At 68.6% G+C, this 19,481-nt stretch carries 12 protein-coding genes; 10 read left to right on the forward strand and 2 right to left on the reverse strand.

Annotated elements, in window-relative coordinates:
- Positions 1–9: 9 nt before the first annotated feature.
- Positions 10–9,756 (reverse strand): M10 family metallopeptidase C-terminal domain-containing protein, encoded by a 9,747-nt coding sequence (locus tag EV278_RS07260; protein ID WP_132088706.1) that lies wholly within the window; start codon positions 9,754–9,756, stop codon positions 10–12.
- Between the two features lie 426 nt (positions 9,757–10,182).
- On the opposite strand from EV278_RS07260, the gene EV278_RS07265 reads away from it, so the two are divergent.
- From EV278_RS07265 to EV278_RS07275, 3 genes are read left to right on the forward strand one after another with little or no spacing between them, the layout of a single operon-like run.
- The gene (locus tag EV278_RS07265) at positions 10,183–10,719 is read left to right on the forward strand and encodes a tail fiber protein (RefSeq protein WP_132088709.1); all 537 of its coding nucleotides are present in this window, start codon (positions 10,183–10,185) and stop codon (positions 10,717–10,719) included.
- 36 nt (positions 10,720–10,755) lie between these two features.
- Positions 10,756–11,310: a tail fiber protein gene (locus EV278_RS07270; protein WP_132088712.1), complete on the forward strand. Its 555-nt coding sequence runs from the start codon at positions 10,756–10,758 to the stop codon at positions 11,308–11,310.
- Positions 11,311–11,341: 31 nt separating this feature from the next.
- Entirely contained in the window at positions 11,342–11,887 is a 546-nt protein-coding gene (locus tag EV278_RS07275) for a tail fiber protein (RefSeq protein WP_165916547.1), read from the forward strand.
- A gap of 24 nt (positions 11,888–11,911) precedes the next feature.
- Here the strand turns inward: EV278_RS07275 and EV278_RS07280 are convergent, their stop codons facing one another.
- Positions 11,912–12,232 carry a hypothetical protein gene (locus EV278_RS07280; RefSeq protein WP_132088715.1) on the reverse strand — a complete coding sequence of 107 codons (321 nt, stop codon included), beginning with the start codon at positions 12,230–12,232 and terminating at the stop codon, positions 11,912–11,914.
- 35 nt (positions 12,233–12,267) lie between these two features.
- On the opposite strand from EV278_RS07280, the gene EV278_RS07285 reads away from it, so the two are divergent.
- The 7 genes from EV278_RS07285 to EV278_RS07315 all read left to right on the forward strand — a co-directional run bounded on the left by EV278_RS07285 (position 12,268) and on the right by EV278_RS07315 (position 19,474).
- Positions 12,268–12,843, forward strand: coding sequence for a GNAT family N-acetyltransferase (locus tag EV278_RS07285; RefSeq protein ID WP_132088718.1), 576 nt, complete (start codon positions 12,268–12,270; stop codon positions 12,841–12,843).
- The gene (locus tag EV278_RS07290; RefSeq protein ID WP_243692113.1) at positions 12,840–13,826 is read left to right on the forward strand and encodes a Gfo/Idh/MocA family oxidoreductase; all 987 of its coding nucleotides are present in this window, start codon (positions 12,840–12,842) and stop codon (positions 13,824–13,826) included. Before EV278_RS07285 ends, EV278_RS07290 begins: the two co-directional genes overlap by 4 nt.
- Before the next feature lie 229 nt (positions 13,827–14,055).
- Positions 14,056–15,414, forward strand: coding sequence for a nucleotide sugar dehydrogenase (locus EV278_RS07295; RefSeq protein WP_243692114.1), 1,359 nt, complete (start codon positions 14,056–14,058; stop codon positions 15,412–15,414).
- Between the two features lies 1 nt (position 15,415).
- Complete coding sequence (locus EV278_RS07300; protein ID WP_132088723.1) at positions 15,416–16,081, forward strand: acyltransferase; 666 nt, start codon at positions 15,416–15,418, stop codon at positions 16,079–16,081.
- Entirely contained in the window at positions 16,078–16,998 is a 921-nt protein-coding gene (locus tag EV278_RS07305; protein WP_132088726.1) for an NAD(P)-dependent oxidoreductase, read from the forward strand. Before EV278_RS07300 ends, EV278_RS07305 begins: the two co-directional genes overlap by 4 nt.
- The gene (gene wecB / locus EV278_RS07310) at positions 16,995–18,095 is read left to right on the forward strand and encodes a UDP-N-acetylglucosamine 2-epimerase (non-hydrolyzing) (RefSeq protein ID WP_243692115.1); all 1,101 of its coding nucleotides are present in this window, start codon (positions 16,995–16,997) and stop codon (positions 18,093–18,095) included. The genes EV278_RS07305 and wecB overlap by 4 nt, the downstream gene beginning before the upstream one ends.
- On the forward strand, positions 18,092–19,474 hold the full coding sequence (locus EV278_RS07315) for a hypothetical protein (RefSeq protein WP_132088729.1): 1,383 nt from the start codon (positions 18,092–18,094) through the stop codon (positions 19,472–19,474). Before wecB ends, EV278_RS07315 begins: the two co-directional genes overlap by 4 nt.
- Positions 19,475–19,481: the final 7 nt, after the last annotated feature.

The following is a 19,481-nucleotide window of genomic DNA, read 5'->3' on the forward strand; positions in this document are numbered from 1 at the left end:
ACGAACCTCCTACAGCAGGATGTCGGCCGAGGTGAGCGTGCCGGTGACGTTCAGGGCGATCACGAAATCGGCTACCCCGTCACCGTTCACGTCGCCCGACACATGGTAGTAGCCCGAGCTGTCGGGCGCGGCGATGGTCACCTGCCCCGCCGCGCCGGAGAAGGCGGTCACGACCGAGAAGGCGTCGTTGGCGGCTGTGCCGGAATTGGCGTCGATACCGGTCAGGTCCAGCTTGTCGCCCTGGGCGGTGCTGAAGTCGAAGATCAGGTCGGTGGCGAAGGGCGAGCTTTCGCCGGCCGAGGTGTAGACGAAGGTGTCCGCCCCGGCGCCGCCAAGCAGGAAATCGGCCCCGCCGGCGCCGGTCAGGATGTCGTTTCCGTCCAGGCCGTAGAGGATGTCGTTGCCCGCGGCCCCGGTCAGGGTGTCGGCGACACTATGGCTGGCGCCGTCGCCCACCAGGACGAAGGCCTGGCTGGCTCCGCCGCTGGTGACCAGATCGGTGGCCTTCAGCGACGTGCCCGAAACCGCGACCACCGCCTGGCTGTTCCCGCCACCGTCGGGCGCCGAATAGATGAAGGTCGTGCCCTCGTAGCGGGCGATGGTGATCTTGCCGCCGTCGATCGCCGAGATGTCGACCTTGTCGTGTCCTGAGTCGAACCCGAAGATCACGTCGTAGCCGGCGAAGTTGGACTGCGAGATCGCCGTGTACTGGAAGGTGTCGTTCCCGGTTCCGCCATAGAGGATGTCGGCTCCGCCGCCGCCGTTCAGGGTGGTGCTGCCCGAACCGCCGACCAGGACGTCCGGGCCCGCGCTGCCTGTCAGGGTCTCGACGCCGCTGCCGGCGTACAGCGTGTAGCCGTGAACCGCGCCGCTGACGATCAGGTCGGTGAACTTGATGTCGCCGCTGACCTCGACGACGCCGGCGCTCGCGCCCGAACCGTAATAGACGAAGGTGCTGGAGCCGAAGCGGGCGATCGACACCGTGCCCGCGTCGACCGCCGAGATGTCCAGCTTGTCCTGGCCGGTGGCGAAGTCGGTGATCGTGTCCCAGTGGGCGGAGGTCGAGTCCCCCGCGCCGTAGAGGAAGGTGTCGACGCCCGCCCCGCCGGTCAGGGTGTCGCCGCCGCCGCCGCCGCGGATCGAGTCCGCGCCGTCCGCGCCGCTGATGATGTCGGCCCCCGAACCGCCGGTCAGGGTGTCGCCGCCGGACGAGCCGGTGATCGTGAAGCCGAAATTGGCTACGCCCGTGACGATGTCGGTGACTTCCAGCCCTTGGCCCAGCGACTTGATCTGGCCCTCGGCCACGCCGTCCCCGTCCAGATCGATGGACAGGATCTTGTCCGTCCCGTCCGTGCTCAGGGTCAGTTTGGTCGTGCCGGTGATCAGCGGCGTCAGCCCCAGGGTGTCCGAGCCGTGGGTGAAGTCGGTGATCGTGTCGAAGGCCGCGACCGTGCTGTCGCCGATCGCCTGATAGGCGAAGACGTCCGCCCCGCCGCCGCCCGTCAGGGTGTCGGCGCCGCCCTTGCCCGTCAGGGTGTGGGCCGAGCCGTCGCTGATCAGGATGTTGGCGTTGGCGTCGCCGGTGGCCGAGCCGGCGACGGTCACCGTCAGCTGAGCCGTCGCCGACGCCCCCGACGGATCCTTGATCGTATAGTCGAAGGTGTCGGTCACTACCTGGCCGACAATCAGTCCCTCGTGGTCGGCCACGTAGCTGTACGTGCCGTCCGGATTGATCGTCAGCTTGCCATAGGCGCCGTTCACCACCGTGCCGCCCGAGACGACGGCCTGGTCCACGTGGGTGGCGTTGTAGGCGACATTGGTCACCGTCAAGGTCGCGGCGGCGTTGTCGATATCGGCGTCGTTGGTGCGGACCGAGCCCGTCAGCGTCAGGCGCTGGGCTACGGAGCCGGCGTCGTTGGCGGCGGTGGGCGCGTCGTTGACATTGGCGACCGCCGCGGTGACGGCGCTGGTCTTGCTCTCCGCCGTGCCGTGGCCGTCGGTATAGCTGACCACCACCCGGACCGTTCCGCCGACGTCGGCGTCGCCCAGCGCGTAGGTCGCCTGGTCGCTTCCGACATTGACGTAACCCGAGCCGCTGTCGCGCTGCCATTGGTAGTGCAGCGCGCCCAGTCCGTCGACATCCGCCAGGGTCGATGCGGCCGTCAGCACCTGGTCCTCGGTGGCCGCGCCAGTGATCGTCACCGTCCCGGTCGGCGCGTCGTTGACATTGGCCACGGCCGAGGTCGGGCCGCTGGTCTCGCTCTCGAACACGCCCTGGCCGTCGGTATAGCTGACGATCACGCGGATCTGCGCGCCCACGTCGGCGTCGCCCAGGGTGTAGGTCGCCTGATCGGTCCCGACATTCACATAGCCTGACGAGGTCGTGCTGCGCTGCCACTGATAGTGGAACGCGCCCAGCCCGCCTGGATCGGCCAGGCTGGAGGTGTCGGCGGTCAGGACCTGGTCTTCGGTCGCCGCGCCGGTGATGCTGACCCCGCCGGTGTGCGGACCGTTGGCGGGCAGGATCGTCGCCGTGGCGGCGCTGGTGGCGGACTCGGCCGTGCCGTGGCCGTCCGTATAGGACGTCACCACCCGGATGACCGAGCCGATGTCGGCGGCCGCCAGCGTATAGGTCGCCTGGTCGGCCCCGACATTGACGAAGCCCGAGCCGCTGTCGCGCTGCCATTGGTAGTGCAGCGCGCCCAGCCCGTCGGCGTCGGCCAGGGTCGAGGCCGCCGTCAGCACCTGGTTTTCGGTCGTTGTTCCGGTGACCGACACGCCGCCGGTGTGCGGGTCGTTGACGTTGGCGATCGACGCCGTGGCGGCGCTGGTCGCCGACTCCGCGAAGCCCTGGCCGTCGGTGTAGCTGACCACCACCCGGACCGTTCCGCCGACGTCGGCGTCGCCCAGGGTGTAGGTCGCCTGGTCGGCCGCGCCGATGCTGACGAAGCCCGAACCGGTATTGCGCTGCCAGTCGTAGTGCAGCGTTCCCAGGCCGTCGACGTCGGCCAGGGTCGAGACCGCGGTCAGCACCTGGTCTTCGGTCGCCGTGCCGGTGATCGCTGCGCCGCCGGTGTGCGGGTCGTTGACGCCGGCGATCGCGGCGGTGCCGGCGCTGGTCGCGCTCTCGGCCGTGCCCTGGCCGTCGGTGTAGCTGACCACCACCCGCACCGTGCCGCCGACGTCGGCGTCGCCCAGGGTGTAGGTCGCCTGGTCGGCCCCGACATTGACGAAGCCGCTGCCGCTGTCGCGCTGCCACTGGTAGTGCAGCGTTCCCAGCCCGTCGGCGTCGGCCAGAGTCGAGACGGCGGTCAGGACCTGGTTCTCGGTCGCCGTGCCCGTGATCGCTGCGCCGCCGGTATGCGGATCGTTGACGTTGGCGACCGTCGCGGTCGCGGCGCTGGTCGACGATTCCGCCGTGCCGTGGTCGTCGGTGTAGCTGATCACCACTCGGACCTGGGCGCCGACGTCGGCGTCACCCAGGGTGTAGGTCGACTGGTCGGCGGCGCCGATGCTGACGAAGCCCGAGCCTGAGTCGCGCTGCCAGTCGTAGTGCAGCGTCGACCAGCCATCATCATCCACGATGGTCGAGACGGCGGTCAGGACCTGGTTCTCGGTCGCCGTGCCGGTGATCGCCGCGCCGCCGGTATGGGGATCATTGATGTTGGCGATCGGCGTGGTGGCCGCGCTGGTGACAGTTTCGAAGAAGCCTTGCCCGTCGGCGTAATAGACCACCACCCGGATCTGGGCGCCGACATCGGCGTCAGTCAGGGTGTAGGTCGCCTGGTCGGCGCCATCGACGCTGGCGAAGCCAAACCCGGTGTCGCGCTGCCACTCGTAGTACAGCGCGCCCAGGCCGTCGGGATCAGCCAAGGTCGACGTGTCGGCCGTCAGGACTTCGTCCTCGGTCGCGACGCCGGTGATTGTCACGCCGCCGGTGTAGGGATCGTTGGACGCCACAACCGTGTCGGTAGAACCGGAAAACGCCGTTTCCGCCGTGCCGTGGCCATCGGTGTAGCTGACCACCACCCGGATCACGGCGCCGATGTCGCCGTCGCCGAGGGCGTAGGTCGCCTGGTCGGCCCCGACGTTGACGAAGCCGCTGCCGCTGTCGCTCTGCCACTGGTAGTGCAGCGTTCCCAGCCCGTCGGCATCAGCCAGGGTCGAGGTGTCGGCCGTCAGGATTTGATCTTCAGCCGCCGTGCCCGTGATCGACACGCCGCCCGTCAGGGAGTCGTTGACGTTGGCGATCGTCGCCGTCGCAGCGCTGGTCGCCGACTCGGCGAAGCCCTGGCCGTCGGTGTAGCTGATCACCACCCGGACCGTGCCGCCCACGTCGGCGTCGCCCAGCGTATAGGTCGCCTGGTCGGCTGCGCCCGTGCTGACGAAACCCGAGCCGGTGTTGCGCTGCCAGTCATAGTGCAGCGTGCCCAGGCCATCGACGTCGGCCAGGGTCGAGACCGCGGTCAGCACCTGGTCTTCGGTCGCCGTGCCGGTGATCGCTGCGCCGCCGGTGTGCGGATCGTTGACGCCGGCGATCGCGGCGGTGCCGGCGCTGGTCGCGCTCTCGGCCGTGCCCTGGCCGTCGGTGTAGCTGACCACCACCCGCACCGTGCCGCCGACGTCGGCGTCGCCCAGGGTATAGGTCGCCTGGTCGGCGGCGCCGATGCTGACATAGCCCGAGCCTGTATCGCGCTGCCAGTCGTAGTGCAGCGTCCCCAGGCCATCGAGGTCGGCCAAGGTCGAGACGGCGGTCAGAACCTGGTTCTCGGTCGCTGTGCCGGTGACCGACACGCCGCCGGTGTGCGGGTCGTTGACGTTGGCGATCGTCGCCGTCGCGGCGCTGGTCGCCGACTCCGCGAAGCCCTGGCCGTCGGTGTAGCTGATCACCACCCGGACCGTGCCGCCCACGTCAGCGTCGCCCAGCGTATAGGTCGCCTGGTCGGCTGCGCCCGTGCTGACGAAACCCGAGCCGGTGTTGCGCTGCCAGTCATAGTGCAGCGTGCCCAGGCCATCGACGTCGGCCAGGGTCGAGACCGCGGTCAGCACCTGGTCTTCGGTCGCCGTGCCGGTGATCGCTGCGCCGCCGGTATGCGGGTCGTTGACGCCGGCGATCGCGGCGGTGCCGGCGCTGGTCGCGCTCTCGGCCGTGCCCTGGCCGTCGGTATAGCTGACCACCACCCGGACCGTGCCGCCGACGTCGGCGTCGCCCAGGGTATAGGTCGCCTGGTCGGCGGCGCCGATGCTGACATAGCCCGAGCCCGTATCGCGCTGCCAGTCGTAGTGCAGCGTCCCCAGGCCATCGGGGTCGGCCAAGGTCGAGACGGCGGTCAGGACCTGATTCTCGGTCGCTGTGCCGGTGATCGACACGCCGCCGGTGTGCGGGTCGTTGACGTTGGCGATCGTCGCCGTCGCGGCGCTGGTCGCCGACTCCGCGAAGCCCTGGCCGTCGGTGTAGCTGATCACCACCCGGACCGTGCCGCCCACGTCAGCGCCACCCAGGGTGTAGGTGGCCTGGTCGGCCGCGCCGGTGCTGACGAAGCCCGACCCGGTGTCGCGCTGCCAGTCATAGTGCAGCGTCCCCAGCCCGTCAGCGTCGGCCAGGGTCGAGACCGCGGTCAGGACCTGGTTCTCGGCCGCCGTACCGGTGATCGACGCGCCGCCGGTATGGGGGTCGTTGATCCCGGCGATGGACGCCGTGGCGGCGCTGGTCACACTGTTGGCGAAGCCCTGGCCGTCGGTATAGCTGACCACGACCCGGACCGTGCCGCCGACGTCGGCGTCGCCCAGGGTGTAGGTCGCCTGGTCGGCCGCGCCCGTGCTGACGAAACCCGAACCGGTGTTGCGCTGCCAGTCGTAATGCAAGGTCCCCAGGCCGTCGGAGTCGGCCAGGGTCGAGGTGTCGGCCGTCAGGACCTGATCCTCGGTCGCCGTGCCGGTGATCGAGGCGCCGCCGGTCGGGGCGTCGTTGGTGGCGGCCACCGACGCGGTCGCCGCGCTGGTCGCCGATTCCAACGTGCCGCCAGCGTCGGTGTAGCTGATGATCACCCGCACCGTGCCGCCGATATCGCCGTCGCCCAGGGTGTAGGTCGCCTGGTCGGCCCCGACATTGACGAAGCCGCTGCCGACGTCGTGCTGCCACTGATAGTGCAGCGTGCCGATGCCATCCGGATCCGCCAGGGTCGAGACGGCCGTCAGGACCTGGTCCTCGGCCGCCGTGCCGGTGATCGACGCTCCCCCGGTGTGAACATCGTTGACGGCGGTGATGTTCACCGTCACCGAGCCGCCGGCGGTGCTGGTGGCGCCCGAGCCCTGGCCTCCGCCGGGCGCGCCGTCGTTCAGGGCGTAGTTCAGCGACACCGAGGCGGGCGGCGCATCGCTGGTGTTGGTGTAGGTGATGTGGTCGAGAACGTCGTTGACCAGGGCCGTCGTCGCCGTGGCGGCCGAGCTGGTGAAGCTGATCGTCAGCACGCCGCCGACGACGGTGAAGGTGGCGAAGGTCAGGCCGCCGACCTGCAGGTTGCCGCCGCTGACCGTAAACAGCCCGCCCGAGGCGAAGGCGAAGGTGTCGGCCGCATTGGCCGAGGCGCGCTGGACGGTGAAGCTGGCGCCGGCATAGTCGCCGTTGCCGCTGTTAAGCGCGTCCAGGTCGACGTCGGACACCGTCAGCGAGCCCAGCAGGGTCGCCGGCGTCTGCTCGGTGGCGCCCACCGTCGTCGCGCTGGCCGGCACGACGGGCGTGTCGTTCACCGCGGCGATGGTGATGGTGTAGTTGTCGGTGTCGGACAGCGCGCCGCCCGAACCGGTGCCGCCGCCGTCGTCGGTGACCACCGTCAGGGTGTCGGTCCCGTTGGCGTTGGCGTCGCCCAGGAACAGTAGGCCGTTGGTCGCGGCCAGGGTGGCGTTGATCGCGTTGATCGACGCGGAGATCGTGATCGTGTCCGTGCCATTGCCGGTGATCTGACCGGAGGTCAGGCCGTTGGTGACATTGGTCAGCAGGGTCAGCACGCCCTTGGTCACCGACAGGGTGACCGACACCGTCTGCAGGGCCGGGTTGGCGTCGACGTCGCTGATCTGCAGGCCGGTGACGGCGATGCTGGCGTCTTCATTGCCGGTGGCGCTGGAGACCGAGCCGTTGACCGGCGCGTCGTTGACCGCCGCGATGTTGATCGTGGTCGTGCCGCTGTTGACCGCCCCGCCCGGCACGTCGGGCGTGCCGTCGCTGACCGTCCAGGTGATGGTCCGGTTGGTGTTCAGCCCGTAGTTCGTCGGGTTGTCGCCGGTCGTCCAGTAGGTGATCGCCGCCAGCACCGCCTGGTAGTTGGCGATGGTGTCATAGCCCGTCAGGGTCAGGGTCTCGCTCGACGCGTCCCAGGCCAGCGTGATGTTGGTGCCGCTGACCAGGCCCGAGATCTGCTTGGCCGCGCCGTAGCCCAGGTGGTCGTCGGTGGTGCTCGACTCGTTGGACGAGAACTTGCCGCCGGTGATCTGCACCGTGGCGCTGGCCAGGTGGTCGCCGTCGGTGTCGGTGATGGTCGGCGCGCCGGTCAGCAGGGTGGTCGCGGCCGCCTGCTGCTCGTTCATCGTCGTGGCCGTGCCGCTCAGCCCGCTCAGGACCGGCAGGTCCGAGAAGAACAGGCCCTCGATGTTGGCGCCCGACGCGGTCAGGTTCGGCGTGATCGTGTTGATCAGGGTCGCCGTCGTGCCGGCGCCGTTCAGCTGGAAGACGTAGATCACGTCATCCGTCTCGGAACTGCCGGTCTCTTCGTTCTCGATGTAGAGCTGGCGCGTGCTCTGATCGAACGTCATGTCACCGGGATAGAAGACGCCACCGCCCGGCATGCCGACCAGCGTCACCTTGACTGCGGTGCCGCTCGAGGCGCTCTCATCAATGTACCAGATGGCGTTCTGAGAGGCGTTGTAGCCGGCGTCCGGCGACGGGAACTGCGAGTGGGTCGTGAAGTAGACGAGGTTGGTGCTCTCATCGACCTCCACGTCCATGATGATCCCGCCGCTCTGGTCGTCGGGGAACTGGGCCTGGCTGACCAGCTGGGTGGTGGTGTTGGGGCTGGCCAGGTCCAGGCGGTAGATGCCGGTGACCAGGCCGTCGACGCGCTCGGTGTAGAACAGCCGCCCGATCGAGGAATCCAGCGCGAAGTCCTGCGGGTCGAGCACGTAGAAGCCGCTCTCGTTCGCGCGGTTGTCGGTGGCGGCCGTGGTCAGGAAGCCCAGGTCGGTGACCGCGCCGTTCAGCGGATTGTAGCTGTAGACCCGGATGCCGGTGATGGCGCCGTTCGGCGTTCCCGAACCATCCTGGTAGCCGGCATAGATCCTGTGGTTGATCGGATCGACTTCGATCGTGTTGACGATGATGTTGTCGGGGAAGTCGACCACGGTGGTGGGGGTCGCCGAACTGCCGATGACGCCGCGCACGAGATAGGCGACGTCGTTGTTCTGGCTGCTCAGGATCGCGAAATAGAAGCCCGCCGCGGTGTCGAGACCGATGTCCGAGGTGAACGAACTGATCAGGTGGTCGTCGCCCGTGCCCGCGCCGCCGTTGTCGACATTGACGGTATGGCTGGAGCCGTCGTTGTTGATCCGCACGATGCGGGTGTCGGCGTCGCCGCCCTCGGTGGCGTACCACAACTGGCCGGTGGGCTTGAGGCCCAGGGTGCTGACGCCGTCGTCCACGGAGCCGCCGGCGATCACATAGTTGGTTCCGCCGACCGTGGCCGAATGGACGGCGGTGGTCCCCCCGCCGCTCGCCAGTTCGCGCGAACCGCCGTCGTCGATATTGTCCATCGCCGTCAGGGTGCCGCCGGCGTTGACGCGGAACAGCGAGACGCCGCTCTCGGTCCCGCCCACCGTCAGATAGGTGGTCGTGCCGAAGGTGTTGACCGAAAGACCCGTGGCCCCCGCCAGGCGCAGGCTGGCGCTGTCGCCGACATTGGCGGTGTTGGTCAGCTGGCCGGACGCATTGACCGAAAAGACGCTGACGCCGTTGTCATTCGCGCCCGTGACGAAGACATAGGTCGTGCCGCCGACCACCGCGGTGGCCACGTCGGACGCGCCGTCCAGCCGCAAGGTTCCGTTGTCGGTGACGTTGGCGGTGTTGGTCAGGGCGCCGTTGGCCGCCACGCTGAAGACGCTGAGCCCGTCATCCAGGCCGCCGGCCGCGAACAGGTAGGTGCTGCCACCGATCACCGCGGTGGCCAGGCCCTTGACGCCGTCCAGCTCGTAGGTCCCGTTGTCGGCCAGGTTGGAGACCGAGGTCAGGGTCCCGTCGCCCTGCACGCGGAAGACGCTGATCCCGTCGTCGTTGGTTCCGGCCGCGAACACATAGGCGGCGCCCGACACCGTGGCCGAGGTCACGCGCGACACCCCGGCCAGGTTCAGCCCGCCAGCATCGGCCACGTCGTAGACCGGCGTCAGGGTCCCGCCCACATTGACCCGGAAGACGCTGAGCCCGTTGTCGGTCGCGCCGGCGGCCACCAGGTAGGTGTTGCCGTCCGACATGATGGTGGTCAGGCCGCTGACCCCCGTCAGGTTCAGCGCGCCGCTGTCGGTGACGTTGGCGGTGTTGGTCAACGCGCCGTTCAAGCCCAGCGAGAAGACGCTGATCCCGTTGTCCAGCCCGCCGGCGACGAAGACGTAGGTCGTGCCGCCGATGTCGGCCGAGGTGATGGCCGAGACGCCGTCAAGCTCCAGCGCGCCGCCGTCGGTCTCGTTGTCGCCATTCGTGTACAGAATCGACATGGATCAATCCTTTGCCTCGGCGGAACGGCGTTCCGGCCGGCGTGCGCTGTGGCCGCAGAGCGCACGCTCCGCGTGAAATGGGAAAAAGAACCAGTATCGGCTGCGATACGCCGCCCAGACGCCCAGTGACGTGCTTTTATGCACACGAGCGTAGGTTTCGCGCACCCAACTCCCCCCTGGCTCTAGTCGTCCCGCCAGCGCAACCTTAGCGACGAGACCAGGGGCGCACAAGTAGACGTACGCCGTTTGATGAACATCGTTCTTCCGTCACTATTGTGCAGCTCAGGATAGTCGGCTACGAAAGAATCAATCGCGGGGTGGGCGCAATCTCAATCAACGCTAAGACGTGACTGACTACTTGTGGTTTAGTGACCTTTCGCGCGCGTCGAGCTTGCACAACGACATTCTGGGAGCGAGGGAGCAGACATGGGCCAGCCTTACGTTGGTGAGATCCGCATATTCGCGGGCAACTTTCCGCCTCTGGGATGGGCGATGTGCGATGGCCAACTGTTGGCGATCTCCGAGTACGACACCCTGTTCAACCTGATCGGCACCACCTACGGCGGCGACGGGCAGTCGACCTTCGGCCTGCCGGACCTGCGCGGCCGGGTCCCCACCCACCAGGGCTCGAAGAACGGCCAGACCTACATCATCGGCGAGTTGGCCGGCGTCGAGAGCGTCACCTTGACCACCCAGCAGATGCCCCAGCACACCCACGCGCTGTTCGCGGCCTCGACGGCGGGGGCCGTAAGCACGCCGACCGCCCAGACCATGCTGTCGGACCAGGGGCCCACGGGGACGACGCTCAACGGCTACCAGCCCTACGCCGCGGCCAACCAGATCGCCCTGACCGCCGCCTCCACGACGCCCGTCGGCGGCAACCAGCCCCACGACAACATGCAACCCTATCTGGGCGTCAATTTCATCATCTCGCTCTACGGGATCTATCCGACCCAGAGCTGACCCTCCCGCCCGAAGATCTTCTGGAGACTCAATGAGATGAGTGATCAATTCGTCGCGGAGATCCGCATTTTCGGCTTCAACTTCGCCCCGAAGGGCTGGGCCCAGTGCAACGGCCAGCTGCTGCCGATCTCGCAGAACACCGCGCTGTTCTCGCTGCTGGGCACCACCTATGGCGGCAACGGCACCAGCAACTTCGCCCTGCCCAACCTGATGGGCAGCATCCCGCTCCACGTCGGCCGCAACCAGCCGGGCCCCGGCCTGTCGGTCTACGACCTGGGCCAGGTCGGCGGCGAGCCGAACGTGACGCTGATCCAGACCGAGATTCCGGCGCACAGCCATGCGCCGATGGTGACCACGACGAACGGGACCGTCACCACCGCGGCCAACAACCAGCCCGCCCAGGCCTTCGCCGGCAACTTCCAGCAAAACAGCCGGGGCCTGTTCTACAGCCCGGTGAACAGTCCCGCCACGCAGCTGCCGGCCCAAAGCATTGGCGTGGCCGGCGGCTCGCTCCCGCACAACAACATGATGCCGACACTGTTCCTGAACTACTGCATCGCCCTGCAGGGCATCTTCCCCGCCCGCAACTGATCCGCCGCGACGGACACGAGGAGAGAGACTCATGGGTACGCCGTACATGGGCGAGTTGCGGATCATGTCCTTCAACTTCGCTCCGAAATACTGGGCTCAGTGCAACGGTCAGCTGCTGCCCATCAACCAGAACCAGGCGCTGTTCTCGCTGCTGGGCACGACGTACGGCGGCAACGGCACCACGAACTTCGCCCTGCCGGACCTGCGCACGATGGTCCCGGCCCATCCAGGTCAAGGCTATGTCCAGGGTGAAATCGTGGGCGAATACAGCCACACCCTGATCCAGACCGAAATGCCGCAGCACCTGCACTTCCTGAAGGTCGACGCCACCAACGCCGGAACCGCCAACACCTCGGCCGCCGCGGCCGGCAACAGTTTCGGGCAGACCTACGGCAAGCCGAGCTCCGGTTCGCCCATCGCGTTCAACATGTACAGCACCGTCCTGTCGCCGATGGCGCCGATGGCGCCCCAGGCCCTGGGGACGGCGGGCGGCAGCCAGCCGCACGAGAACCGCCAGCCGTTCCTGACGCTGAACATCTGCATCGCCCTGCAGGGAATCTTCCCCTCGCGGAACTAGGTCTCCTGGCTCCCTCGCATGGCGTCAGTTGAACACGGCCTGGTAGTCCTGCCGCCCCGGCGTGGGCGTATGGACCGGGATCAGGTAAAGGTCGTACGCCGCCCCGCCCGCTTGCGCGCCGCCCTCGGGCGTGAGCGTATGCATCCCCTCGGCGAGCAGGTCGCCGGAAGGACCGCTGAAGATCAGCGTGAAGGGCTGGAAGGCCGGATCGCCGTGGCCGGGCTGGTTCTCCAGCCGCTCGACTTCGCTCAGCGACAGCACATGGCGACCGCCCTCGACCTTGAACGCGGTTCCCACATGGGGGGCGAAGGTGTCTGCGGTCAGGACGACGAAGTCGGCGGTCATGAAATCCCTCGGATAGGAAGCGAAGCGCGGCCACTATGACGACCTCGCCACCTGAACGGGAAGACCTTGGCGCATCGCGCCTCGAGGATGCAAGGACGCTCCAAGCCGGCGGACCGATCCGCATCGCCCTGCGTCCCGAAGTCGAGGCCGACGCGGCCTTCCGCCTGGCGCTGTTTCGGACCTCCCGCGGTCCGGGATGGGACCAGCTTCCCCTGCCCGCCGACATGTTGGCCCAGATCATGGAGCAGCAGTTCCACGCCCAGACCCAGGGCTACCGCGCGGCCTATCCACGGGCCCGGCTTGAGATCGTCACAGTGAACGCCGAGCCGGTCGGGCGGCTGGCCACCGACCGAAGCGCCGACGCCCTGCACCTGATCGACATCGCCGTGGTCCCCGAACGGCGCGGCCAGGGGATCGGCGGGGCGATCCTGCGCGCGCTGATGGACGAGGCCGCCGCGGCCGGGAGGCCGGTGACGCTGCAGGTGGCCCGCGACAACCTGGCGGCCCAGCGGCTCTATCACCGGCTGGGTTTCGCCCTGACCGGGGCGGACGAGACGTACCTGACTCTCTGCTCGACGACCCATTCCCAAACGCCGAGCCCTGTGTCTTGACCCGGGTCGCGGTGGTCGGCTGCGGAGCGTGGGGCCGGAACCTGATCCGGACCTGCGCGGAACTAGGCGTGCTGGGCGCGGTGGTCGACACCGACGCCGCAGCCGCTCGCAGCCAGGCCGACACGTGGCGGGTTCCCGCCCTCCCCGTGACCCAGGCCCTGGAAGACCCACGCCTGGACGCAATGATCATCGCCGCCCCGGCCCCCGCCCACGCCGCGCTCTGCCGTCTGGCCCTGGACCACGGCAAGGACGTCTTCGTCGAAAAGCCCCTGGCCTCCGACCTCGCCGAGGCCGAGGCCCTGGCCGCCGACGTGGCGCGTTCGGACCGGGTGTTCATGATCGGCCACCTGCTGCGCTATCACCCGGCGTTCGAGGCCTTGGCGGCGATCGTGGCCCGCGGCGAGATCGGCGCCCTGCGCTACGTCACCGCCTCGCGGCTGAGCCTCGGCCGCATCCGCACGCACGAGAACGCCTTTCTCAGCCTGGCGCCGCACGACGTCTCGATGATCCTGGCCCTGGCCGAGGGCGAGCCAGCCAGAGTTGGGGCGACCGGTCGCGCCTTCGTCACGCCCGGCGTCGCCGACGAGGTCCACGCCGATCTCGGCTTCCAGCTGGCCTCAGGCGACTTCCACGCCCACATCGCCGCCAGCTGGCTCAGCCCATTCAAGGAGCAGAAGCTGGTGGTGGTCGGCGAGACCGGCGCCCTGGTGTTCGACGACGTCCGCCCCTGGCCGGAAAAGCTGATGCGACGCGACCAGGTCGTGACCCTGACCGACGCCGGCCCGGTCGCTTCTGGCGCCGAGCCGCGCTTCGTCGATCTGGCGGCCGAACCACCCCTGACCAGAGAAATCCGACACTTCATCCAATCTTGCCAGACCAGGCAAACCCCTTTGACGAGCATCGATGAAGGTGTTCGCGTGCAGCGCGTGCTTCAACGGGTTCAACTGCAATTGAATCGAGACCCAAAATCAACCCAGAGCTAGTCCAATCGGCCGGACGACCTCCCGCCACTTCACATAACATCGTTCCAACACTTTGCGATCAAAAGTATTCATCCGCGAATATATCAGTACAATATCAAATGCGACCCCGCCTTAGGTCAATATACCCCAGATAAACGCCCTTCCCGTAGAGGGTTTCGCCGGTTACGATCCGCGCCATGTCGAGGGGCGCATCGATCTCAAATAAGAACGCCCCGACCACGAGGGGCCGATGAACGTTCACATTCCGACGTTTCCATTGCACGCCGCCGATGACCTGGCGCCGAACTTTCAAGCCCTGACCCGGAAAATCCTGCAACGCGAGGCGGTGATCGGCGTGGTCGGCATGGGCTATGTCGGCCTGCCGCTGTCGGAGGCGTTCTGCACGGCGGGTTTCCGCGTGATCGGCTTTGATCTGGACGAGACCCGCCTGGCCAGCCTGTCCAGGGGCGCGTCCTACCTGAACCATTTCGCCGACGCCCGCGTGGCGGCCATGGGCGAGCAGGGCTTCGTCACCACCAGCGCGCCGGACATCCTGGCCCGCGCCGACGCCGTGCTGATCTGCGTGCCGACCCCGATCACCTCGCACAACGCGCCCGACCTCGGCCACGTGGTCGAGGCCGCCGAGACCCTGGCGGACGTGTTGCGGCCGGGCCAGCTGGTCGTTCTGGAGTCCACCACCTTTCCTGGCGCCACCACAGAGGTGCTCAAGCCGATCCTGGAGCGCTCGGGCCTGCGGGCCGGCCGCGACTTCGCCCTGGCCTTTTCGCCCGAGCGCGAGGATCCCGGCAACCCCGCCTTCACCACCGCCTCGATCCCCAAGATCGTCGGCGCGGACTCCGAGGCCGAACGCCGCGTGGCCTGCGCGCTCTATGACGCGATCACCGTTACGGTTCCCGTTGGCGACACGCGCACCGCCGAAGCGGTCAAGCTGACCGAGAACGTGTTCCGGTTCGTCAACATCGCCCTGGCCAACGAGCTCAAGGTCAGCTTCGAGGCCCTGGGCATCGATATCTGGGAGGTGATCCAGGCGGCCCAGACCAAGCCCTTCGGCTACATGCCGTTCTTCCCCGGCCCCGGGGTCGGCGGCCATTGCATCCCGGTGGACCCGTTCTACCTGGCCTGGCGCGCCAAGGCCGAAGGAGCCAGCCTGAGGATGGTCGAGCTGGCGGGGGAAATCTCGCGGGCCATGCCTCGGCGCGTGGTCGACAAGACCCTGGAAGCCCTGGCCGCGCGCAACCGCTCTCCAATCGGCGCCCACGTCCTGGTCGTGGGCGTGGCCTACAAGCGCAATGTCGACGACACCCGCGAAACCCCGGCCCGCGACATCATCGAGATCCTGCGTAGCCACGGGGCCCGGGTCAGTTATCATGACCCGCTGGCCCCGGAACTGGTCGTCGGCGACACCTTGATGCAGTCGATCGACATCGGCCGCGACACGCTGGCCGGCTTCGATTGCGCCATCATCGTCACCGACCACGACGCGCTCGACTATGGCCGCCTGGTCCGCGAGACGCCGCTGGTGATCGACACCCGCAACGCCGCCGCTGGGGTCGATCCCGCCCTGGCCGGCAAGATCGTGAAGGCCTGAGGTGGCGGTCGAGGCCTCAGGAGACCGCCCGCCCGCCTGGGTCCATCCCTCGGCCGAGGTCGAGCCCGGCGCGGTGCTGGGCGCCGGCACGCGGGTCTGGCGGTTCAGCCATGTCGCGGCCGGGGCCCGGATCGGCGAGGACTGCGTGATCGGCCAGAACGTGGCGATCGCTCCCGGCGTGGTGGTGGGCGACCGCTGCAAGGTGCAGAACAATGTCAGCCTCTATGCCGGCGTTGTCCTGGAGGAGGGGGTGTTCTGCGGTCCCAGTTGTGTTTTCACCAATGTGACCACGCCGCGCGCCGAGATCGACCGCAAGGCCGAGTTCCGCCCCACCCGGGTGGGGCGCGGCGCGACGATCGGGGCCAATGCGACGATCGTCTGCGGCCATGACCTGGGCGCCTGGTGCCTGATCGCCGCCGGAGCGGTGGTGACCCACGACGTCCCGCCCCTGGCCCTGATGGCCGGCGTGCCCGCGCGCCGTGTCGGCTGGGTCAGCCATGCCGGCGAAGTGCTGGGCGCCGACCTGGTCTGCCCCCGCACCGGCGACCGCTACGCCGAGCGGCCCATGGGCGATCAAGTCGGTCTGCGGCGCGTGATCAATCTTTCGGGCTTTGGCGAAGACCCGCCCGACACCCCCCGTGAAGAACCAGCAGCGAGCGTCGGATGAAACGGGCCCTGGTCATCGGATCGGAAGGCAATATCGGCAAGCCCCTGGCGGCCCACCTGCGCGCCGAGGGCTGGGAGGTGCTGTGCGCCGACATCAAGCCCGGCTGGCGCAAGGACTATCTGCAGGTCGACATCAACCAGCCCGCCGACCTGACGCCCACCCTGCGCTGGAAGCCGGACGTGATCTTCGCCCTGGCCGCCGTGGTCAGCCGGGTGACCTGCGAGCAGGCCTCCAGCCTGGCGGTCAGCACCAATCTGGGCGGGCTGAACAACGTGATCCTGCTGGCCCAGGCCGCCGACGCCAGGCTGGTCTATTTCTCGACCTCCGAGGTCTATGGCCCCACCGACGGCCCGATGGACGAGGTCGCCACGGTTCCGCGGCCCAACAACCGCTACGGCCTGACCAAGCTGCTGGGCGAGCAGCTGGTCGACTACGAGGTCGCCCAGCACGGCCTGCGCGCGGTCACCTTGCGGCCGTTCATGATCTATGACGAGAACGAGGACTTCGGCGACCACCGCTCGGCGATGATCCGCTTCGCCCACGACCTGGCGCGCGGGCGTCCGATCGAGGTCCACCGCGGCGCCGCCAGGGGCTGGCTGCACATCTCCGACGCCGTGCGGGCCATCGAGGCCGCCGCCGGGGTCGAGGATCATGCGGTGATCAATATCGGCCATCCCGACGTCGCGCCGATCGAGGCCCTGGCCGAAGGGCTCAGGACGCGGCTGGACGCCCCGCGGTCGCTGATCACCCTGCGCGACCTGCCTGCCCGGATGACCGCCGCCAAGCAGCCCAGCCTGGCCCGGATGCGCGATCTGCTGGGCGTGACGCCGAAGGTCTCGCTGGACGAGGGCCTGGATCGCGTGGTGGCGCGGGTGCGGGCCCGCCTGGCCCAGGGACACGCGGAGCAGCCGTCGTGACGACCGGCTCCACGGGCCGTTTGCTGACCGTCGTCGGCGCGCGGCCCCAGTTCGTCAAGGCCATGCCGGTCAGCCGCGCCATCGCCCGCACGTCCGGCCTGGCCGAGGTGATGATCCATACCGGCCAGCACCATGACGCGGCCTTGTCCGACAGCGTCTTTCGCCAGCTGGACCTGCCCGAGCCGGCCGAGAACCTGGGGATCCACGGCGGCTCGCACGGCGAGATGACCGGACGGATGCTGGCGGCTCTCGATGGGGTGATCGCCCGCCACGCACCGGACCTGGTGATCGTCTACGGCGACACCAATTCCACCCTGGCCGGGGCGCTGGCGGCGGCCAAGGCCGGCGTGCCGGTGGCCCATGTCGAGGCGGGCCTGCGGGTCTTCGACCGGTCCATGCCGGAAGAGACCAACCGCGTGGTCGTCGACCACCTGAGCCGGCTGCTGTTCGCCCCCACCCGGGCCGCGGTCGGCCACCTGGCGCGCGAGGGGCTGGTGGAGGGCGTTTTCCATGTCGGCGACGTGATGCAGGACGCGGTCCTGGCCATGGCCGCCCTGCCGGACCAGGGCGACGGCGTCCTGCGCCGCCTGAAGCTGACACCCGGCGCCTACGCCGTCGCCACCCTGCATCGGGCGGCGACGACCGACAGCGCCATCAGCCTGGCCCGCGCCGTGAGCTATCTGCGCCAGCACGCCGCCCGCCAGGCCGTGGTGCTGCCGCTGCATCCGCGCACCCGCCAGGCGGCCGGCCGGTTCGGGGTTGACCTGGCCGGCCTGACGGTGATCGAGCCCCTGGGCCCGATCGACATGCAGCGCCTGCTGGCCGGCTGCGCCCTGGTGCTCACCGACTCCGGCGGCCTGCAGAAGGAGGCCTATTTTCATCGCAAGCCCTGTGTCACCCTGCGCGACGGCACCGAATGGAGCGAGACGGTGGACGCGGGTTGGAACCGGCTGTGGACGGTGGACGACTACCGGCCGCGGCGCGAGATCGACGACTATGGCGCGGGAGACGCCGCCGAGCGGATCGTCGCGACGATCGCCCGCTTCCTCGGCGAGGATCTCGACGCGCCGCGCGCGATGACCGGAGCCGGCCGATGAAGGACTCCCACGACCGGCCTGGTCCGCCACCCGGTCATGATGCGTCGCCGAACCGCGCGACCGGGAGCCGATCCCAGGGCGAGCCGCGGCCGCTTCGCATCCTTCTGGCCTGCAACTACGACCCGGCCAACGCGGCCATGGTCTGCGACCACATCAACGCCTTCGTCCGCTATTCACGTCATGATGTCCGCGTGCTGTCGCGGGTGGGGGAAGTCTTCGATGGCGTGGAGCTGTCGGCCTTCGACGTGGTCGTGATCCACTATTCGCTGTTCCTGGCGATGGAATCCTTCGTCGGCCCGCGTTCGCGCCGCGCCCTGGCGGCCTTTCGCGGGGTCAAGGCGGTGTTCATCCAGGACGAATACCGCTTCGTGAACGCCACCCTCGACGCGCTGGAGGCCTGCGGGGTGGACTGGGTGTTTACCTGCCTGGGCCCGGCCGAGGCCGAGCGGGTCTATGGACGCGTCGCCGGCCTGCGCACCCAGCAAGTGCTGACCGGCTACGTGCCGCACCGGCTGACCCATTATCCGCCCCTTCCCCTGTCTGCCCGCAAGACCATGGTCGGCTATCGCGGTCGGACCTATCCGGCCTGGCACGGCGAGCAGGGGCGGGAAAAAGTCCGGATCGGCAAGCTGTTCAAGCGCGACGCCCCGCGGTTCGGCATCTCGACCGACATCGCCTGGTCGGAGCGCAGCCGGCTGTACGGCCGCGACTGGGTGACGTTCATCCGCAACTGCCAGGCGGTGCTGGCGGTGGAGAGCGGCGCCAGCGTCTTCGACTTTGACGGCGACGTGGCCGCCCGCACGGAGAGTTTCGCCGCCCTGGTCGAGCGTCCCCATCCGATCCCCGCCCTGACGAGAAAACCGTCCTACGAGATGTTGCGCGACCGGTTCTTCGCCGGGCGCGAGGACCAGATCGACATCGCCCAGATCTCGCCCAGGGTCTTCGAGGCGATCGCTCTGCGCACCCTGATCATCGCCTATCCCGGACGGTATTCGGGCGTTCTTGAGCCCTGGCGGCACTATGTCCCGCTCGACAAGGACCACGGCAACATGGCGGAGGTGGCGGCCGTCCTGCGCGATCCCGAGCGGGTCGCCGAGATCATCACCAACGCCTATGCCGAGATCGCCCTGAACCCGGCCTATGGCTATGGGACGATGATCGAGCTGTTCGACGCCCGGATTGCCGAGGCGGCGGACGGGCGACCGCGCGCCGTCGTCGACAACCGCGCCGACGCCAAGTTCCGCGAGACCTTCCCCTTCTACCTGATCGACAACCCCCACGACATTCGGCGCCCTCCCCTGATCCGGCGGCTGGCCGGCGCGACTGTCCGCCGCCTGGGCTTGGCAGACCTGGCGCGCCGCCTGCGACTAGGCTGGTGAGATCGCG

The sequence above is a fragment of the Caulobacter sp. BK020 genome, assembly GCF_004342605.1.
Classification (GTDB): Bacteria; Pseudomonadota; Alphaproteobacteria; order Caulobacterales; family Caulobacteraceae; genus Caulobacter.